A 15716-nucleotide genomic window follows, 5' to 3' on the forward strand; every position below is an offset into this window, starting at 1 on the left:
GTCAGACCTTCGCTTCGACCTGCTCGATGCGCGCCTTGAGGCCGCAGTGCTCGGCGAGCAGGTTGAGCAGGGCCGGGCCGTCGATGAGCTCGACGGGGCGGCCGGCGACCGCGTCGTGGGCCTGGTGGTCGTACCCGTCGACGGCGATCAGGATGCCCTTGGTGGCGCCGGCGTCGGTGACCGCGCCCGCCAGGTCGTTGGCCTCCGCCGGGCCGATGACCGTGCCGCGGACCGCGTGGACGACTACCGGGCCGCCGAAGACCGGGCGCGGGTCCGTGGCGAGCCAGCGCCCGCCGGCCGCCTCGCCCATGGACAGGCCCATGGTGCAGAAGAGGTCGGCGATCGTCTGCTCCCACTCGGCCGGGGGCATGGCGAGGAGGTTGGGGCGGTGGTCGATGTCGGCGAGGACGTTGAACTCCTCGGTGAAGTCGCGGTCCGCCTCCCGGTCGAAGTCGAGCGCCGGGGTGACGCCGTCGAGCTGGTCGGGGGTGCCCGAGATGCCGGCTTCGAGGTGCTTGAGGCAGGCGACCGGGTCGACCCGGCGCAGCTTGATCGTCTCGAAGACCGCCCGGTCCGTCCGCACGGAGACCAGGCACGGCCGCACGAACCGGCCGGTGCGGCGGTCGATCGTGTCGACGATGCCGTTGAAGGCCACCTTGGCGACCAGTCCGCCGCGGTCCGCCTCGATGATCTCGTGGATGGTGCGCAACGTCACCATGGCGATGATCTCGGTGTAGCGGCGCCGGACCTCGGCCTCCTCGCGCGGGACGGCCATCAGGTCGTCGCGCACCCGGTCGTACTTGTACTCCTTGACGACCGGGATCACCTCGACCGGCGGCAGGTGGTACTCGACCAGGAGGTGGCGCTGTTTCGGCAGGTAGGCGAGGCGGAAGTGCTGTGGGAAGTCGTCCGGGTAGACCGAGTTGCCGAGCACCATCGCGAAGTACTCGACCACCGACGACGGGTCGGCTCCCGCCACCGCGGCGGCGAAGCGGTCCACCTCGGCGTTGTAGGCGACCAGCTTCGCCTCGTGGCGCCGGCGGCTCTCGTCGTACTGGCGGCGGCGGGTCTCGAGCTGCCGCAGCCGGCGCTGCTCGTTCTCCTGCCACTGGGCCTTGGCCTGCTCGTACGCCCGGCGTGCCGCCGCCACCTGCTGCCCGTGCAGCCGCTCGCCGCCGAGGATCTTGCCCACGCCGCGCGGCTCCGGCGGCGCGTAGCTCTGCCACGACGGCTCGGGCGCGGGCCGGCCGAGCGGGCCCGGGTCGAACGGCGGCACGGTCAGCGGCTTCTTGAAGGTGTCCAGGTCGATGTGGTCGTCCACGTCCAGCGTGGACAGCAACAGCGTGTCGAGGTCGGCGAGCCGTGCGCGCAGGTCGGCGTTGGCCGCCGCGGCATCGGCCGTGCGCGCCTCCGCGTAGAGCCGCCGGTGCTCGCGCTGCCGCTCGGCGTCGGCGGCCGCCTGCTGGGCGGCCGCGATGGCCAGATCGGCGTTGCGCCGGATGAGCAGCCGTTGCTGGGCCGCCGCGGTGCCGGCGCGCTGCTGGGCAGCGGTGCGCGTGGCCTGTTCCCGCTGCATGTCCCGAATGATGCCCATGCGTATCCCTTGCTGCCGAGAGTCGACGTCCCTGCTCGTGTGCCCGGACGGCCACCATATCCACCATCCGGGGGCTCCTGTCACGGCCCGTGATCCGGCAAGATCAACCAGGGGCTCATCGCTTTTCGTACGCCCGGGCATACGGCGCGTAACTGTCCGTCATGGACCGAATGCGTAGTCGCGTCGATGCGCTGAGCGATGAATCCGTCGTCCGAACGGCTGAAATCGGCCGCGGATCGATCGCAATTCCGCGGTTCTTTGTGTTCCGGGCCGCGGTGCGAAAACATGGTCGGCGGACGCCCGCCGTTACATCGACCGGTGACGGCGCGTAACACGCGACGGGCATCCTTCACTCGTCAGGGGAGGTGGTGGGCACGCATGTCGGCATCCGACGAACGCTTCCCGCGTCCGCGCGCGTTGCGGGACCGGCTCGCCCGCCGTCCCCGCCTCGCGCCGAACGCGGCGCCGCTGCCCCCGCGTCTGCCCGAGGCCCGCATGCCGGTGGATGACGAGGTCTGGTTCCTCTACCTGGCCGACGGCGAGCGGATGGTCTGGTCCGACGGCCTGGCCGAGCTGCTCGGCCTGGCCCACGAGGGCGAGATCTCCCACGAGCTCCTCGGCCGCCACGTGCACCGTGAGGACCATGCCAAGGCGCTCGCCTCCATCACCCGCGCCTGGACGGAGGGCGAGCCGGTCCGCACGACCGTCCGGCTGCTGCGCGCCGACGGCAGCTGGTTCGACGTCGACTGCCGCCTCGAGCCCATGGGCGGCCGCGACGGCGGCGTCACCGGCATCCGCGGCGCCCTGCGCGACGTCTCGGCCCGCGAGCGCGCCCGCCGCGAGGTCGCCCGGCTCGCCCGGCGCGGGGAGACCGTGCAGTCGTCCGTGGTGGAGCCCGACCCGGCCACCGGGCTGATGACCCGCGCCCGGTTCGCCGACGAGATCGACCGGGCCCAGCGCAAGGGCGGGGGAGCGGTCCTGGTCATCCGCGTGGAGCCGGCCGAGTCCCGGCGCGACGCCCCCGAGCTGCTCCAGCGCGCGGCCCGCGTCCTCGAGGGCATCGCCGGCACCGGCGACCTGCTGGGCCGGGCCGGGCCGAGCGAGCTGGCGGTCCTCCTGCCCGGCGCCTCCTGGGCGCTCGCCCGCCGCCAGGCCGACCACTATGTCGAGGCCCTGCGCACCCAGGCCTTCGTGCTGCCCGACTCCTGGTCGCGCGCCACCGTCTGGGCGGGGCTGGTCCGCTTCCGCGCCTTCGGCCAGGGCAGCGAGGCCGGCAGCCACGACCTGCTCATCGACGCCGAGCACGCCTGGCGCCAGGGCCGCGACGCCGACCGCGCGGTCACCCTGGTCGCCGACCCGGTCCCGGCCCGCGACCGCCAGGGCTCCTACCGCACCCGCGTCGCCGCGGCGCTCGGCACCGACCGCTTCACCCTCTTCGCGCAGCCCATCCTCGAGCTCCAGAGCAACAAGGTGCTCCGCCACGAGGTGCTGCTGCGCGTCCTCGACGAGGCCGGCGGCCCCCAGTCCCCGATCCAGGTGCTCGACACGGCCGAGCGCCTCGACGCGGTCTACGACATCGACCTGTGGGTGGTCGAGCGCGCGATCGGGCTCGCGGCCTCCCTGCCCACGCACGCTTTCCAGATCAACCTCTCCGGGCGTACGGTGGGCGACCCGCGCCTGACGGCCGAGATCGAAGCGCTGCTCGACCGTTACGCGGTGGACCCGGCGCAGCTGACGTTCGAGATCACCGAGACCGCCCTCATCGGCAACCTCAGCGAGGCGCGCCGCTTCGCCGACCGCATCCGCGACCGGGGCTGCCAGCTGGCGCTCGACGACTTCGGGGCGGGCTACACGTCGTTCCGGCACCTGCGGCTCTTCCCGGTCGACCTGGTCAAGATCGACGGGGAGTACGTGCGGAATCTGGTCGCGTCGCCGGAGGACCAGGTGCTGGTGCAGGCGCTGGTCCAGGTCTGCCGCGCCTACGGCATCCACACCGTCGCCGAGTTCGTCGAGGACGAGGAAACGCTGCGGCTGCTGCGCGATTTCGGGGTCGACTTCGTGCAGGGCTACCAGATCGGGAAGCCCGAGCCGGTGTCGGCGCTCGGCGCGGGGACGCGGTTGCGCTCGTCCTGAGCCTTCCGCTCCCACTGCTCCGCCCCTCCTTCGCCTTGCCGCGCGCCGCTTTCTTCGCTTCGCCCTTCTTGGCCTGGCCGCTCGTCCTGTGCCCTTCTGCTCCTTCGTCTCGCCTCGTCCTGCGGGTTTTCGCCGCCCAACGAGCTGGCATCTCGCGAAGTACGGGCTTGTCCGCGATGCCGAGGCACTCGGCAACGGTCGCGAGCGTTGGTGGCAGGCAGCCTCGCGGGGTTTCCGCTTCGTCGTGAACGACGAGGCCGGGCGCGACGCCGCCCGTGCCCTGCGCGACACCCTCGACGAGGCCGAGGGCGACCAGGTCGGCACCTGGCGCCGCGAGGTCGAGCCGCACCTGGAACTGGAGTGGCTGGCCCTGTCCGGGCTGGCGAACACCACGATCCTGGTGACGCGCGAGGAGCTCGAGCAGGTCGAGGATGCGATGGAGGAGCTGCTCGCGCCGTACGTGCTGCGCAAGGACGCACCTGCCGACGACGTGCCCGACGGGGCCCGTCCGGTGCGGATCCGGCGCCACATCCTGCCGGCGGCGCCCGAGCACGACGGCGACGACGGCCCGGCATGACCCGGCTGTACCGTGACCGGCGCTTCGCGACGTACTGGATGGGACAAGCCGCCTCGGAATTCGGGGACCGAGTCTCCGAACTCGCGCTCCCGCTGATCGCCATCACGATCGTGGGCGCCTCCAGCACCGAAGTCGGCATTCTCACGGCTGCCGTCTGGGCGCCCCAGTTGCTGTCGCTGTTCATCGGCGCCTGGGTCGACCAGCAGCCGCAGAAGCGCAGGCTGCTCATCGTCAGCGACCTGCTGCAGGCACTGGCCGTCGCGACCCTGCCGCTCGCCTGGTGGCTGGGCTCGCTGACCCTGGTCCAGCTCGTGGCGGTCGCACTCGTGGCGGGCGTCGGCCGGACGCTTTCCCAGTCGGCGTACGCGCCGTTCTTCGCCTCCCTGGTCACCCGCGACCGGTACGTCCAGGCGAACTCGCTCCTCAGCACCACCCGATCGGGCTCGTTCGTCGCCGGCCCGGCTCTCGGCGGCGCAATGATCCAGACGCTCGGCGCGCCGGTGGCGATGATCGTGGACGCGGCGTCTTTCGCCTTCTCCGCGCACATGACCGGCCGGGTCCGCGTGACCGAGCGACCGCCCGCCGACCACTCCGGAACCCTGGTACGCCGCGCAGCCCATGGCTTCGGCTATCTCTGGCGCCACCCCTACATGGCAGCGTCCCTCCGCTGCTGCACGACGCTCAACTTCTTCAGCTTCGTGGCGATCGCACTGGTCCTCCTCTACGCCAGCCGCACCCTCGGCCTCTCCGCCGGCGCGATCGGACTGGCCTACGGCGCCGGCGCGGTGGCCGGCTTGGCCGGGGCGGTCCTGGCCGGGCGGATCACCCACTGGATAGGCGCCGGCCGCACCATTGCGGCAGGGGCGGTGCTGTTCAGCGCGCCGTACGCGCTGATCCCGCTGGCCTCCGGCCCCGGCTGGGCGAAGGTCGCGGTGCTGGCACTCGTTGAGGCAGTCAGCGGATTCGGGATCATGCTGTTCGACATCAACCTCAACGCCCTGCAGACAGCCGTGGTGCACGACGATCTCCGAAGCCGTGTCTCCGGCGCGTTCTCCACGGTCAACTACGGCATCCGCCCGCTCGGCGCCCTCGTCGGTGGCGTGCTGGGCAGCTTCGCCGGCGTCGGGCCGACACTCGTGATCGCTGCGGTGGGAGGAACGCTGTCGATCGCGTGGCTGGTCAGGTCGCCGATCCTCGGCACACGAGCGATCGAAGAGCTACGACCAGCCGATTGACGCTCGTCCTGCGCCTTCTGCCCGCTTCGGCTCGCCGCTCGTGCGGCCTGACGCCTCTTCGTGGCTTCGCGGCTTGACGACGCACGATTGTTTTGGGGTCATCAGGGGTATGGGGCTCAGCATGGAGCACTGGACGATCGCCACCACCGCCGAGCAGAGCCCGGACTTCCGCCGGGTGCTCTGGACCGGCAAGCACACCCAGCTCGTGATCATGACGATCCCGCCGGGCGGCGAGATCGGTGAGGAAGTTCACGAGGTGGACCAGATCCTCACCTTCGTCAGCGGCACGGGCGAGGCCAAGGTGAGCGGCCAGACCCGCAAGGTCTCGCAGGGCGACCTGGTCGTCGTGCCGGCCGGCCACAAGCACAACTTCGTGAACGCGGGCCCGAACCCCCTGGTCCTCTACACCGTGTACGGCCCGCCGGAGCACGCCGAGGGCGCCGTCCACAAGACCAAGGAAGAGGCCGACGCCCTCGAGGAGGCCGGCAAGGACGAGCCGCCCGCGTCCTGAGCGGCCTGGGCGCTCCGGGCTCGCCGCTTCGGCGCCGGTCCTTTCCGGGGCTCGCCGCTTCGGCGTGCCCGCATCACTCCGGCCGCCGTCGCCGGGCGCCCTCCCGGGCTGCGCTGAGGCCGGTCGATGCCGGATACGGGCGGCGCTGAGGCCGGTCGATGCTGGGCTTGGGCTGCGCTGAGGCCGGCCGATGCCGGGTATGGGGCGGCGCCGGACCGGCCGATGCCCCCCAGCCGGCCGGCCCCGGCGCCGCACACCGGGAGAAAGCTCGGCGCGAACCATACTCTTGACGGTTCAAGGGAGTCGATCGGACTGCCCCGATGTGCAGCCGAATTCGGCCCGCCCGGGACTGTCGTTGCGCCCGCTGTCACGGTGGCCGAGCGCTGGGTGAGATCGCGTGCGGCATGCAGCGCGTGCAGCCGCTTCTCAGGGGAGCCGACCCGGTTCCGGGGAGGCAGCCGACGCGCCTCCCGGGTGGCGGCCAACCCGGACTTCGACCGGCCCGGCCCGGTCATTAACCTGCTGCCATGGACGAGCCCCGGTGGTTGACCGACGAGCAGCAGCAGGCGTGGCGCAAGTTCGTCGAGGTGCTCGTCAAAACGCCGGCCGCGCTCGAGACGCAGCTCCAGCGGGACGCCGGCCTGACCCACATGGGCTATCTGGTCATGGCCGCCCTCTCCGAGCGCGACGACCGCCGTCTGCCGATGAGCCGCCTCGCCAAGCAGGCCAGCGCCTCGCTCTCCCGCCTCTCCCACGTGGTGGCCCGCCTCGAGGCCCAGGGCTGGGTCCGCCGCGAACGCGACCCCGACGATGGCCGCGTCCAGATCGCCGTCCTCACCGACGAGGGCTTCGCCAAGATCGTCGACGCCGCCCCGGGCCACGTCGAGTCGGTCCGCTCCCTGGTCTTCGACCGCCTCACCCCGACGCAGGTCCGCCAGCTCGCCAAACTCTGCGACGCCCTCCTCGACCCGCCCGCCGACGCCCGCTGACAACCGGCGGGAGGGGTTCAGAAGCGGCCCCCGCCTCCCCGGCGCCCGCCCCCGCCGCTGCGCCCGCCGCCTCCGCCCGTGCGCCGGCCGCGCGCGCCGCTGCCGCCGAAGCCGCCGCCGGACCAGGACATGCCGCCGCCCGGCGAGCGCCGCCGAGCCGGCCCGGGCGACCCGTCGCCGAAGAGCAGCCCGCCGAGGATGGCCCCGGCGACGCCGTCGCTGCCATAGCCGCCGCGGCCGCCCGGCCAGCCGGCGCCGGAGCTCCAGGTCTGCACGTCGTAGCTCGCCGACCGGCTGGCGTCCCCGGCCAGTGACTGCGCCTGCTGCGCGTGGCTCAGGGCCGCCGCGGGATCCTGCTCGGCAAGGCTCTCGGCCAGGGCCAGGTGCCGCTGCGCCTCGGACAGCGACGTGCGCGCGCCCGCGTTGACCACCCCGCGCCGGGTCCCGATGAAGTCGCTCGCCGCGGCCACCTCGGCCCGCGCCACGGGCAGCGCCTGGGCCAGCAGCGCCCGGGCGTGGGTGACCCGCGCGGCGGCGTCCTGCGCGGCGGCGAGGGCCTGGTCGAGCGTCGCATCAGCCGCCTGCAGCCCCGCGACGACAGCCACGGGGTCAGGCAAGCCCTGACCCAGCTGCGCCCGCGCCACCCCGAGAGCCTGCTCCGCCACCCCGACAGCCCCGGCAAGCCCCGCATCACCGGGTTGTTGCTGCATCAGCCCGCGCGCCGTGACGATCTCTCCCTCGACCTCGGCCAGCAGCGCATCAGCCGCCGCCCGAGCCGCCTGCAGATCGGTCGCCGCCCGCCGCACGGCCGCCAGCAACTGCTCCGCCTGCGTCACCGCCTGCTCGGCAGCCCGCACCGCCAGCGCCGCCTCGGCCCGAGCCCCACCGACCCCGCCGCCCGCCGCGCCGCCCGCCGCCGCGGCGCCCGCCGCCGCGCCGCCCGGGGAGACCCCGCCCGCCGGCGCGCCGCCGTCCACGGATCCGGAGCTGCCGGCGTGCGCTGGCGCTCCCGCGCTGGCCAGGGCGGCCCGAGCGCGCCCCACCGCCTCCGCGGCGAACCGCAGCCGCTCCGAAGCCGCATCGATGTTGCCCGCCACGGCGCTCACCGGCGGCCCGCTCCACCGGTGCGACAGGTCCTGCAGCGCGACCGCCGCCGCCGGGATGCCGGCCTCGGCAGCCGCCCGCCGCCGGTCCACCTCGGCGGCGGCCTCCGCGGCCCGGCCCTCGAGGTCGCGCAGCTGATCGAAGGCCTCCGACTCCGCGTCCAGCCGCTCGTCGGCGGCCCGGCACCGGGCGATGATCTGCTCCAGGGTCGTCCGGGACGCCTCGGCGGCCTCCGGTCGCTCGTCCTCCAGCGTCATCCGCAGCCGGAACGCCTCGGCGACGTCCCGGCGCGACTCCTCCAGCGCCGTGCGGAAGCGGGCCGTCTCGTCCGGGCCGTACTGCGCGGTGGCCAGCGCCAGCTCGCTCTCCGCGGCGCGCAGGTCGTCGTCGAGCTCGATGAGCAGCGCGTTGGCCTGGGCGGACAGGTCGGCCACGGACGGGCCGGCGGCCGGCTCCGACGAGGAGGCCGACGCGGCGGCGCGGTGACGGCGGCGGGCGGCGACCCAGGCGAGCGCGACGACGATGATCGCCGCGAGGAGGGCGAGCGCCCAGGCGGCCGAGAAGCCGGAGCCGGTCGCGGCGTCCGCGTAGCCGTCGGCCGCGGCGACCACGGCGCCGGACCAGTCGCCACGGGACAGGGCGGGCTCGATCCGCTCGGCCGCCACGTCGGTGAGCTCGCCGTCGGAGAGGCGGGAGTCGGGTGGGAACGAATAGGCGTACGCCCGGTCGGTGGTCGCCACCGCGAGCAGCGCGTCGCGGTCGCCGAGGTCGCTGAGCCGCGCCGTCTCGTCGGTCCACTCCTGCGCCGGCGTGCCGTCGAAGGAGGGCACGAAGACGACGAAGAGCTGGATGCCCGTTTTGTCCTGCAGCGCGCGCAGCGCCGGGGCGACGGAGGAGTCGAGGACCCCGGCCGGGTCGGTCACCTGGGTGCCGAGGCGTGCGGGGGCGTCGGCGCGGGCGGGGACCGCGACGAGGAGCATGAGCAGCGCTGCCACCAGCGGCAACACACGGCGTACGAAAGTCACACCATCACCGTAGATGCCGGGTCAGACAGTCCGCCCCCAGCTTCGGATGGCAAGGTGTGGGCATGAGTCAGCGAGTCAAGGGTGTCATCGCCCGTGCCAAGGGAGCGCCCGTCGAGGTCACCACGATCGTCGTGCCGGATCCCGGTCCGGGCGAGGCGGTCGTACGGGTGCAAGCGTGTGGGGTCTGTCATACCGACCTGCACTACCGCGAGGGCGGGATCAACGACGAGTTCCCCTTCCTGCTCGGTCACGAGGCCGCGGGGATCGTGGAGTCGGTGGGTGAGGGCGTCACGGACGTGGTTCCGGGCGACTTCGTCGTGCTCAACTGGCGTGCCGTGTGCGGTGACTGCCGGGCGTGCCGCAAGGGCAAGCCGTGGTACTGCTTCAACACGCACAACGCGACCCAGAAGATGACGCTCGAGGACGGCACCGAGCTGAGCCCGGCGCTCGGCATCGGGGCGTTCGTGGAGAAGACGCTCGTGCACGCCGGACAGTGCACCAAGGTCGACCCGGCGGCGCGGCCGGCGGCGGTCGGCCTGCTGGGCTGCGGTGTCATGGCCGGCATCGGCGCGGCGATCAACACGGGCGGGGTCACGCGCGGCGACTCGGTCGCGGTCATCGGCTGCGGCGGCGTGGGCGACGGCGCGGTGGCCGGTGCGGCCCTGGCCGGGGCGACGACGATCATCGCCATCGACACGGACGACCGGAAGCTCGAGTGGGCCCGCAAGTTCGGCGCGACGCACACGATCAACGCCAAGGGCAAGGACGTCGTCGCCGAGGTGCAGGCCCTGACCGACGGCAACGGCGCGGACGTCGTCGTCGAGGCGGTGGGGCGCCCGGAGACGTACAAGCAGGCCTTCTACGCCCGTGACCTGGCCGGCACGGTGGTTCTGGTCGGCGTGCCCACCCCGGAGATGACGGTCGAGCTGCCGCTGCTGGACGTCTTCGGGCGCGGCGGGGCGCTGAAGAGCAGCTGGTACGGCGACTGCCTGCCGACCCGCGACTTCCCGATGCTGACCGAGCTCTACAAGCAGGGCCGGCTGGACCTCGACGCGTTCGTGACCGAGGAGATCCGGCTCGACCAGGTCGAGGAGGCCTTCGGCAAGATGCACACCGGCGACGTGCTGCGCAGTGTGGTGATCTTCGCATGACCGCGAGGATCGATCACGCCGTCACGAGCGGCACGTTCTCCCTCGACGGGCAGACCTTCGACGTCGACAACAACGTCTGGGTGGTCGGGGACGAGAACGAGGTCGTCGTCATCGACGCCCCGCACTCCGTACAGGAAATCGTGCAGACGGTCAACGGCCGCAAGGTCGTCGCGATCGTCCTCACCCACGCGCATGACGATCATGTACGCGTGGCGCCCGAGCTGGCCGAGCGGACCGGCGCCCCGCTGCTGCTGCACCCGGCCGAGGAGCCGCTGTGGCAGCTGACCCACCCGGGCGTGCCGATGCCGCAGGCGCTGGCCGACGGCCAGGAGATCGCCGTGGCGGGCATCACGCTGAAGGTGCTGCACACGCCGGGGCACAGCCCGGGCGCCATCTGCCTGTACGCCCCCGCGCTGAACAGCGTCTTCACCGGCGACACCCTGTTCCAGGGCGGGCCGGGCGCGACCGGGCGCTCCTTCAGCGACCGGCCGACGATCGAGCGGTCGATCAAGGACCGGCTGCTGGCCCTGCCCCCGGACACCGTGGTGCACACGGGGCACGGCGACGACACCACGATCGGCGCCGAGCAGTTCTGATCAGCCCCGGGCCGCCGGCGAGGCGGCCCGGGAAAGATCATGCGGCCCGTGCGTACGCGGGAACCGAGCGGTCCGCGAGCAGGTCGAGCGACAACGCGGCGGTCCAGCTGAAGGTCGGCGCTCCGATGCCCTCCCCGGTCGTGGGGTGGAAGTACTCGAAGTGGCCCGACCGGTGGATCAGCCGAATCATCGCCGTGCGCAGGTCCTCGGCCTCGTCGCGATAGCCGTGCACCAGCATGCCGCGGCGCAGCAGCCAGTTGACGTTGATCCAGATCGGCCCGCGCCAATACCTGAGCGTGTCGAAATCGGGCGCGGTGCGGTCGTAGCTCGGCACCGGCAGGCCCGTCGTCCCGGGCAGCCCGAAACGCTCCGACGCGGCCTCCGCCATGACGGCGGCCGCCTGGTGGTCGGGGAGTCCGGGCAGGAGCAGCGGCACCAGGCCGCTGACGGTCCGGGCCGGGCTCAGGACGCCCGTACGCACATTGCGCGCGCGGAAGGTTCGCGTCTGCTCGTCCCACAGATGCCGCGAGATCGCGCTCGTGATCCGCGCGGCGCGCTCGAGGTGCGGGTCGGGATCGGCGCCGACGACGCCCGCGATGTGCACGAGAGCCAGCTCGGCCGCGGCCAGGATCGCGTTGAACGACGGGCACTCGACCACGAAGTCGTGCCGCTTCGCCAGCCCGTGGTCCGAGTAGTCGCCGGCCCGGTAGTTGAGGACCAGGCCCAGGTAGCGGGCGTAGTCGACGTCGGTCGGGCGGTGGGCGGCGTCGGCGACCTCGAGGTCGCGGCGTCGAAAGCGGTCGAGCAGGCCCATGTCGGCGGGGACGTCGGCCATCGCGAAGTCCCAGGACGGGCTGTTGTCCAGCCCCGACTCCCAGGGGTGCACGATGCTCGCGAGCCCGTCGCCGCCGGCGTCGCGGGCCCCGGCGAGGTAGTCCTGCTGGGCCACCAGGCGGGGGTAGAGCCAGGCCAGCTCCTCGCGGGCCTCGCGGGCACAGGCCGCGCCGTGGGACGTGGCGCGGCGGTACACCTCCCACGCGGCGACCGCGTGCAGCGGCGGCTGGACCAGGCCGGTGCTGCCCCGGGCGGCCCGGCCGGCGTACGCGGGAACGTCCCAGAAAGCGGGACCGGGGAAGTAGTCGCCCTCCGCGGTCTGGGGGTCGAAGACGATGTGCGGCACGCGGCCGTCGGGCCACTGGGCGTCGAAGAGGCTGCGGAGGTCACGCCAGGCGCGCGTCGGGTTCACGTAGGCGAGACCGATGGCGATGAAGGCGGCGTCCCAGCTCCACTGGTGCGGATAGAGCCGGTGGGACGGGACCATGTGGTCTCCGGCCCAGTTGGTGTCGAGAACGGCGGCGGCAGATTTCCAGAGATCAGCAGACATATCCGGGATCAGTGCATCAGGCGGATGGTGCATCGGACAGTGCATCTATCTATAGCCTTTCCGCCGCGGGCCCTGGCAAACACACGTGATCGGGCGGCCCGCGGCGGGATCAAGAAATGTCAGCAATGCAAACTTCGGCAGGCCGGGGGAGCAGCAACGGACCGGCCGGACGGGTCACGCCGGGCGGGCTGTTCGGCCGAGGCGGGTCAGCTTCGGAGTTCGATTGTGCCGCCAGCTGGGGGCACTCGGGACAAAAGCCGTGAAACTGGGATGGGTCAGCCGGCGCTGAGGTCCAGCCACAGCCGGCTGCGGCGCCCGGGGAGATAGGGCGAGTCGAGCCGCTTGGCCACGACCCCGCCGAGCCCCTGCGCTCGGGCGGTGTCGAGGGCGAACTCGCCGCCGCCTGGGAAGAACGGCGGGGTCTGCCAGTTGTCGCCGGTCAGGCCCAGCCCGTCGAGCAGCTCGCGTCGCTCGGTGTAGCGGAGCAGCTCCACCGTCGAGCGCCCCTCCAGCCACAACACGTCGTAGAGGAGCAGGTGGACCGGGGTGCGCTCGGCCATCCGGCGGGCGGCGCCCGAGTCGCGCGGTGCCTTGCGCCGCTCCAGCAGCCCCGGGGCGATCCGGCCGCCGTCGAAGGTGACGATCTCCCCGTCGAGCAGGGCCTCGACGGGGGCGAGGGCCGGTCCGAGGGCGCGCAGCTCGGGGTACCACGAGGTGACGTCCACGCCGTCGGCGTCGGTGAGGCGGACGCGGCCGCCCGAGACCGCGGTCAGGGTGCGGCGGCCGGCCCAGCGGAGCTCGTACCCCCAGTCGTGGTCGTCGGGCGGCAGGCCGGACACCCGGGTGGGCAGCATGGGCGCGACCGAGTCGGGCATGGTCTCCCACCCGGGCTCCGGCGGGTCCATCCGCCGGACCATCCAGTCCTGGCCGCCGGTCTGGAAGAAGACGTAGCGCCCGGACGTCCGGTCACCGTGGAACGTGACGCCTATCTCGTCGTCGCGCCACTTGTCGGCCTCGTAGCTGCCGCGGTCGTGGATGGTCATGCGCCCGCCGCCGTACTCGCCGGCCGGGATGTCGCCGCTGAACTCCAGGTATTCCAGCGGGTGGTCCTCGGTGTGCTTGGCCAGGTGGTTGCGGCCGCGGTCGCGCGGCAGCCCGCGCGGGACCGCGAAGGAGACCAGGACGCCGTCGCGCTCGAGCCGGACGTCCCAGTGCAGGCTGCGGGCGTGGTGCTGCTGGATGACGAAGCGCCTGCGGTCCGTCGGCCGCGGCCTCTCCCCGGGTACGGGCTCCGGGGTGCGCCGCGCGTTCCGCTTGCTCCGATATTCGTCCAGCCGGTCGGCCATCCGTCGATTCTTCGCCCGACTTACACCGTTGTCATTCCGGGAGTGTCGTACCCCCGTGCCAGGCTCGTCCCATGTACGCCGAACGAGGCACCCGCCTCCCGCACGTGCTCGCCTGGCGCAGCGTCGTGGAGCCCGGCGCGCGGCCGGCACGCATCCTGCCGGACGGCTGCATGGACGTGATCTGGCAGGAGGGGCGCGTCTTCGTGGCCGGTCCCGACACGACGGCCCAGGTCGGCGGGCCGGCGCCCCCGGCGGGCACGCGCTTCTTCGCCGTGCGCTTCGCGGCCGGCACCGGCCCGGGCGTCCTCGGCCTGCCCGCCGACGAGCTCACCGACCGGCAGGTCCCGCTGGACGCCCTGGTGCCGGGCGCCGACAGCCGCCGGATCGCCGAGGCCGCGGATCCGCTCGCGGTGCTCATGGAGTTCGTCACACGCCGCTGGCAGCCGCCCGACAGGACCATGGTCGCCGTCCACGCCGCGGCCCGCGCGGGCCGGCCGGTCGCCGCGATCGCCGACTCGAGCGGCCTCAGCGCGCGGCAGCTGCAACGCCGGGTCACCACCGCTTTCGGGTACGCACCCAAGACGCTGGCCCGGATCCTGCGGCTGCAACGGGCGCTGCCGCTCGCTCGGGCCGGCCGGCCGTTCGCCGAGGTGGCCGCCGCGGCGGGCTATGCCGACCAGGCGCACCTGTCCCGCGAGGTCAAGGCGTTGTCGGGCGTTCCGCTCGGCGCCCTGCTCCGCTCCTCATGAGACGTGCGAGCCATGCGAAGTGGAGCGACGCGCTTTAGGTCTGAACATTTCGGACGGGAAGCGATTCATGGGTTCCGTGTTCCCGGTGGCGCCCGGTAGTGTCTTGGCTCCGACGCGTATCGGCCACCCCTCGGAGGCGTTGCTGCGATGACTCTGCGCATCCTCGTCGTGGGCGCCGGGATCAGTGGTCTCGCCGCTGCCAGGGGCCTGCGAGTCGCCGGCTTCCGCCCGCACGTGGTGGAGGAGCTGCCCGCCACGATGGTTCCCGGCGCCGGCATCTTCCTGCCCGGCAACGCCGCCCGCGCGCTGCGCATGCTGGGGCTCGACGCCCCGCTGCGCCCGCTCGGCCACCTCATCTTCCGCCAGGTCTTCCAGGACGCCGGTGGCGCCGAGCTCTTCGAGCTGGACGCCGCCGCGCTGTGGGCCGGCGTCGGCGAGTCCCGGGCGCTGTCCCGCGCCGACCTGCAGCAGGTCCTGCTCACCGGGGTCGGCGGCGAGGTCAGCTACGAGACCGCCGTGCGTGACCTCGATCTCACGGGCGGGGCCGCGAAGGTGGAGTTCGGCGACGGCTCGGTCGCGGAGTACGACCTGGTCGTCGGGGCCGACGGCCGGCGCTCGATGATCCGCGACAAGGCCGGGCTGGGTGGCCCGGCGACCCCGACGGGCCAGATCGTCTACCGCAGCGTGGTGGCGGGCGGCCCGGCGCTCAGCGACTGGACGGCGCTGCTCGGGGACAGGTCACAGTTCGTCGCCATGCCCATGGGCGGCCGGCGGCTCTACTGCTACGCGGAGGAGAGCGTCGACCCCGGCACCCCGAACCCGGCCGATCCCGTCGCCCGGCTCCGCGAGGTGTTCGGCGGCTTCGGCGGGTGCGTGCCCGCCGTGCTCGACGCGGTGGAGAAGGTTCAGGTCGCCCGGACCGACGAGGTCGTCGTCGAGCGCTACTCGCAGGGGCCCGTGCTCCTCGTCGGTGATGCCGGACACGCCACCGCCCCGACGCTCGCCCAGGGGGCCGCCCTCGCCTTCGAGGACGCGGTGGTGCTCGGCGAGGTGCTCAAGGCGGCCGGCGGGGACGTGGCGGTGGCGCTGCGGGCGTACGAAGATCGTCGCCGGGGGCGGTGTGAGCAGGTGCGGGAGCGGACACACGAGCGGGATTCGACCCGTGACGTGCCGCCCGCCGAGCGTGACCCTATGCTTCGGAGCCGGGGACAAGAGATCTTCACCGGGCACTACCGCGCGCTGGTGGAGGCTTTCTAGACCAGGGTGCTCTTTGGTCACCCCGCGCCCGCCGGAGGTCGGTGGGGGACTATTCTGCCTGCGAG

The 15716-nt window shown here is 73.1% G+C and carries 13 protein-coding genes; 9 read left to right on the plus strand and 4 right to left on the minus strand.

The genetic code is table 11. From position 1 onward, the window contains the following. Nucleotide 1: 1 nt before the first annotated feature. The gene (locus tag RBH18_RS10375) at nt 2-1576 is read right to left on the minus strand and encodes a restriction endonuclease (RefSeq protein WP_306206219.1); all 1575 of its coding nucleotides are present in this window, start codon (nt 1574-1576) and stop codon (nt 2-4) included. Between the two features lie 396 nt (nt 1577-1972). Here RBH18_RS10375 and RBH18_RS10380 point away from each other — a divergent pair, with 396 nt between their 5' ends. The 5 genes from RBH18_RS10380 (at nt 1973) to RBH18_RS10400 (ending at nt 7039) form a co-directional block, all read left to right on the plus strand. After that, complete coding sequence (locus RBH18_RS10380) at nt 1973-3727, plus strand: EAL domain-containing protein (RefSeq protein ID WP_306206221.1); 1755 nt, start codon at nt 1973-1975, stop codon at nt 3725-3727. Between the two features lie 244 nt (nt 3728-3971). Beyond that, the gene (locus RBH18_RS10385) at nt 3972-4304 is read left to right on the plus strand and encodes a hypothetical protein (RefSeq protein WP_306206224.1); all 333 of its coding nucleotides are present in this window, start codon (nt 3972-3974) and stop codon (nt 4302-4304) included. After that, on the plus strand, nt 4301-5539 hold the full coding sequence (locus tag RBH18_RS10390; RefSeq protein WP_306206226.1) for an MFS transporter: 1239 nt from the start codon (nt 4301-4303) through the stop codon (nt 5537-5539). Before RBH18_RS10385 ends, RBH18_RS10390 begins: the two co-directional genes overlap by 4 nt. A gap of 121 nt (nt 5540-5660) precedes the next feature. Next, nucleotides 5661-6050, plus strand: coding sequence for a cupin domain-containing protein (locus tag RBH18_RS10395; RefSeq protein WP_306206228.1), 390 nt, complete (start codon nt 5661-5663; stop codon nt 6048-6050). Between the two features lie 527 nt (nt 6051-6577). After that, nucleotides 6578-7039, plus strand: a complete 462-nt coding sequence (locus RBH18_RS10400; protein WP_306206230.1) for a MarR family winged helix-turn-helix transcriptional regulator — start codon at nt 6578-6580, stop codon at nt 7037-7039. A 17-nt stretch (nt 7040-7056) separates the two neighbouring features. Here RBH18_RS10400 and RBH18_RS10405 read toward each other — a convergent pair whose 3' ends face one another. Then, on the minus strand, nt 7057-9168 hold the full coding sequence (locus RBH18_RS10405; RefSeq protein WP_306206232.1) for a TPM domain-containing protein: 2112 nt from the start codon (nt 9166-9168) through the stop codon (nt 7057-7059). Between the two features lie 62 nt (nt 9169-9230). Here RBH18_RS10405 and RBH18_RS10410 point away from each other — a divergent pair, with 62 nt between their 5' ends. Both RBH18_RS10410 and RBH18_RS10415 read left to right on the plus strand, forming a co-directional pair. Beyond that, nucleotides 9231-10319 (plus strand): S-(hydroxymethyl)mycothiol dehydrogenase, encoded by a 1089-nt coding sequence (locus tag RBH18_RS10410; RefSeq protein ID WP_306206234.1) that lies wholly within the window; start codon nt 9231-9233, stop codon nt 10317-10319. Then, entirely contained in the window at nt 10316-10915 is a 600-nt protein-coding gene (locus tag RBH18_RS10415; RefSeq protein ID WP_306206236.1) for an MBL fold metallo-hydrolase, read from the plus strand. Before RBH18_RS10410 ends, RBH18_RS10415 begins: the two co-directional genes overlap by 4 nt. Nucleotides 10916-10952: 37 nt before the next feature. Here RBH18_RS10415 and RBH18_RS10420 read toward each other — a convergent pair whose 3' ends face one another. Both RBH18_RS10420 and RBH18_RS10425 read right to left on the minus strand, forming a co-directional pair. Continuing rightward, nucleotides 10953-12299, minus strand: coding sequence for an MGH1-like glycoside hydrolase domain-containing protein (locus RBH18_RS10420; protein WP_306206239.1), 1347 nt, complete (start codon nt 12297-12299; stop codon nt 10953-10955). A gap of 275 nt (nt 12300-12574) precedes the next feature. After that, complete coding sequence (locus RBH18_RS10425; protein WP_306206241.1) at nt 12575-13645, minus strand: DNA polymerase ligase N-terminal domain-containing protein; 1071 nt, start codon at nt 13643-13645, stop codon at nt 12575-12577. Nucleotides 13646-13716: 71 nt separating this feature from the next. On the opposite strand from RBH18_RS10425, the gene RBH18_RS10430 reads away from it, so the two are divergent. Together RBH18_RS10430 and RBH18_RS10435 are read left to right on the plus strand one after the other, a co-directional pair. Further along, nucleotides 13717-14394, plus strand: coding sequence for a helix-turn-helix domain-containing protein (locus RBH18_RS10430; protein WP_306206243.1), 678 nt, complete (start codon nt 13717-13719; stop codon nt 14392-14394). Between the two features lie 147 nt (nt 14395-14541). Beyond that, on the plus strand, nt 14542-15651 hold the full coding sequence (locus RBH18_RS10435) for an FAD-dependent monooxygenase (protein WP_306206245.1): 1110 nt from the start codon (nt 14542-14544) through the stop codon (nt 15649-15651). Nucleotides 15652-15716: the final 65 nt, after the last annotated feature.

Source organism: Actinoplanes oryzae (assembly GCF_030757795.1).
GTDB lineage: Bacteria > Actinomycetota > Actinomycetes > Mycobacteriales > Micromonosporaceae > Actinoplanes.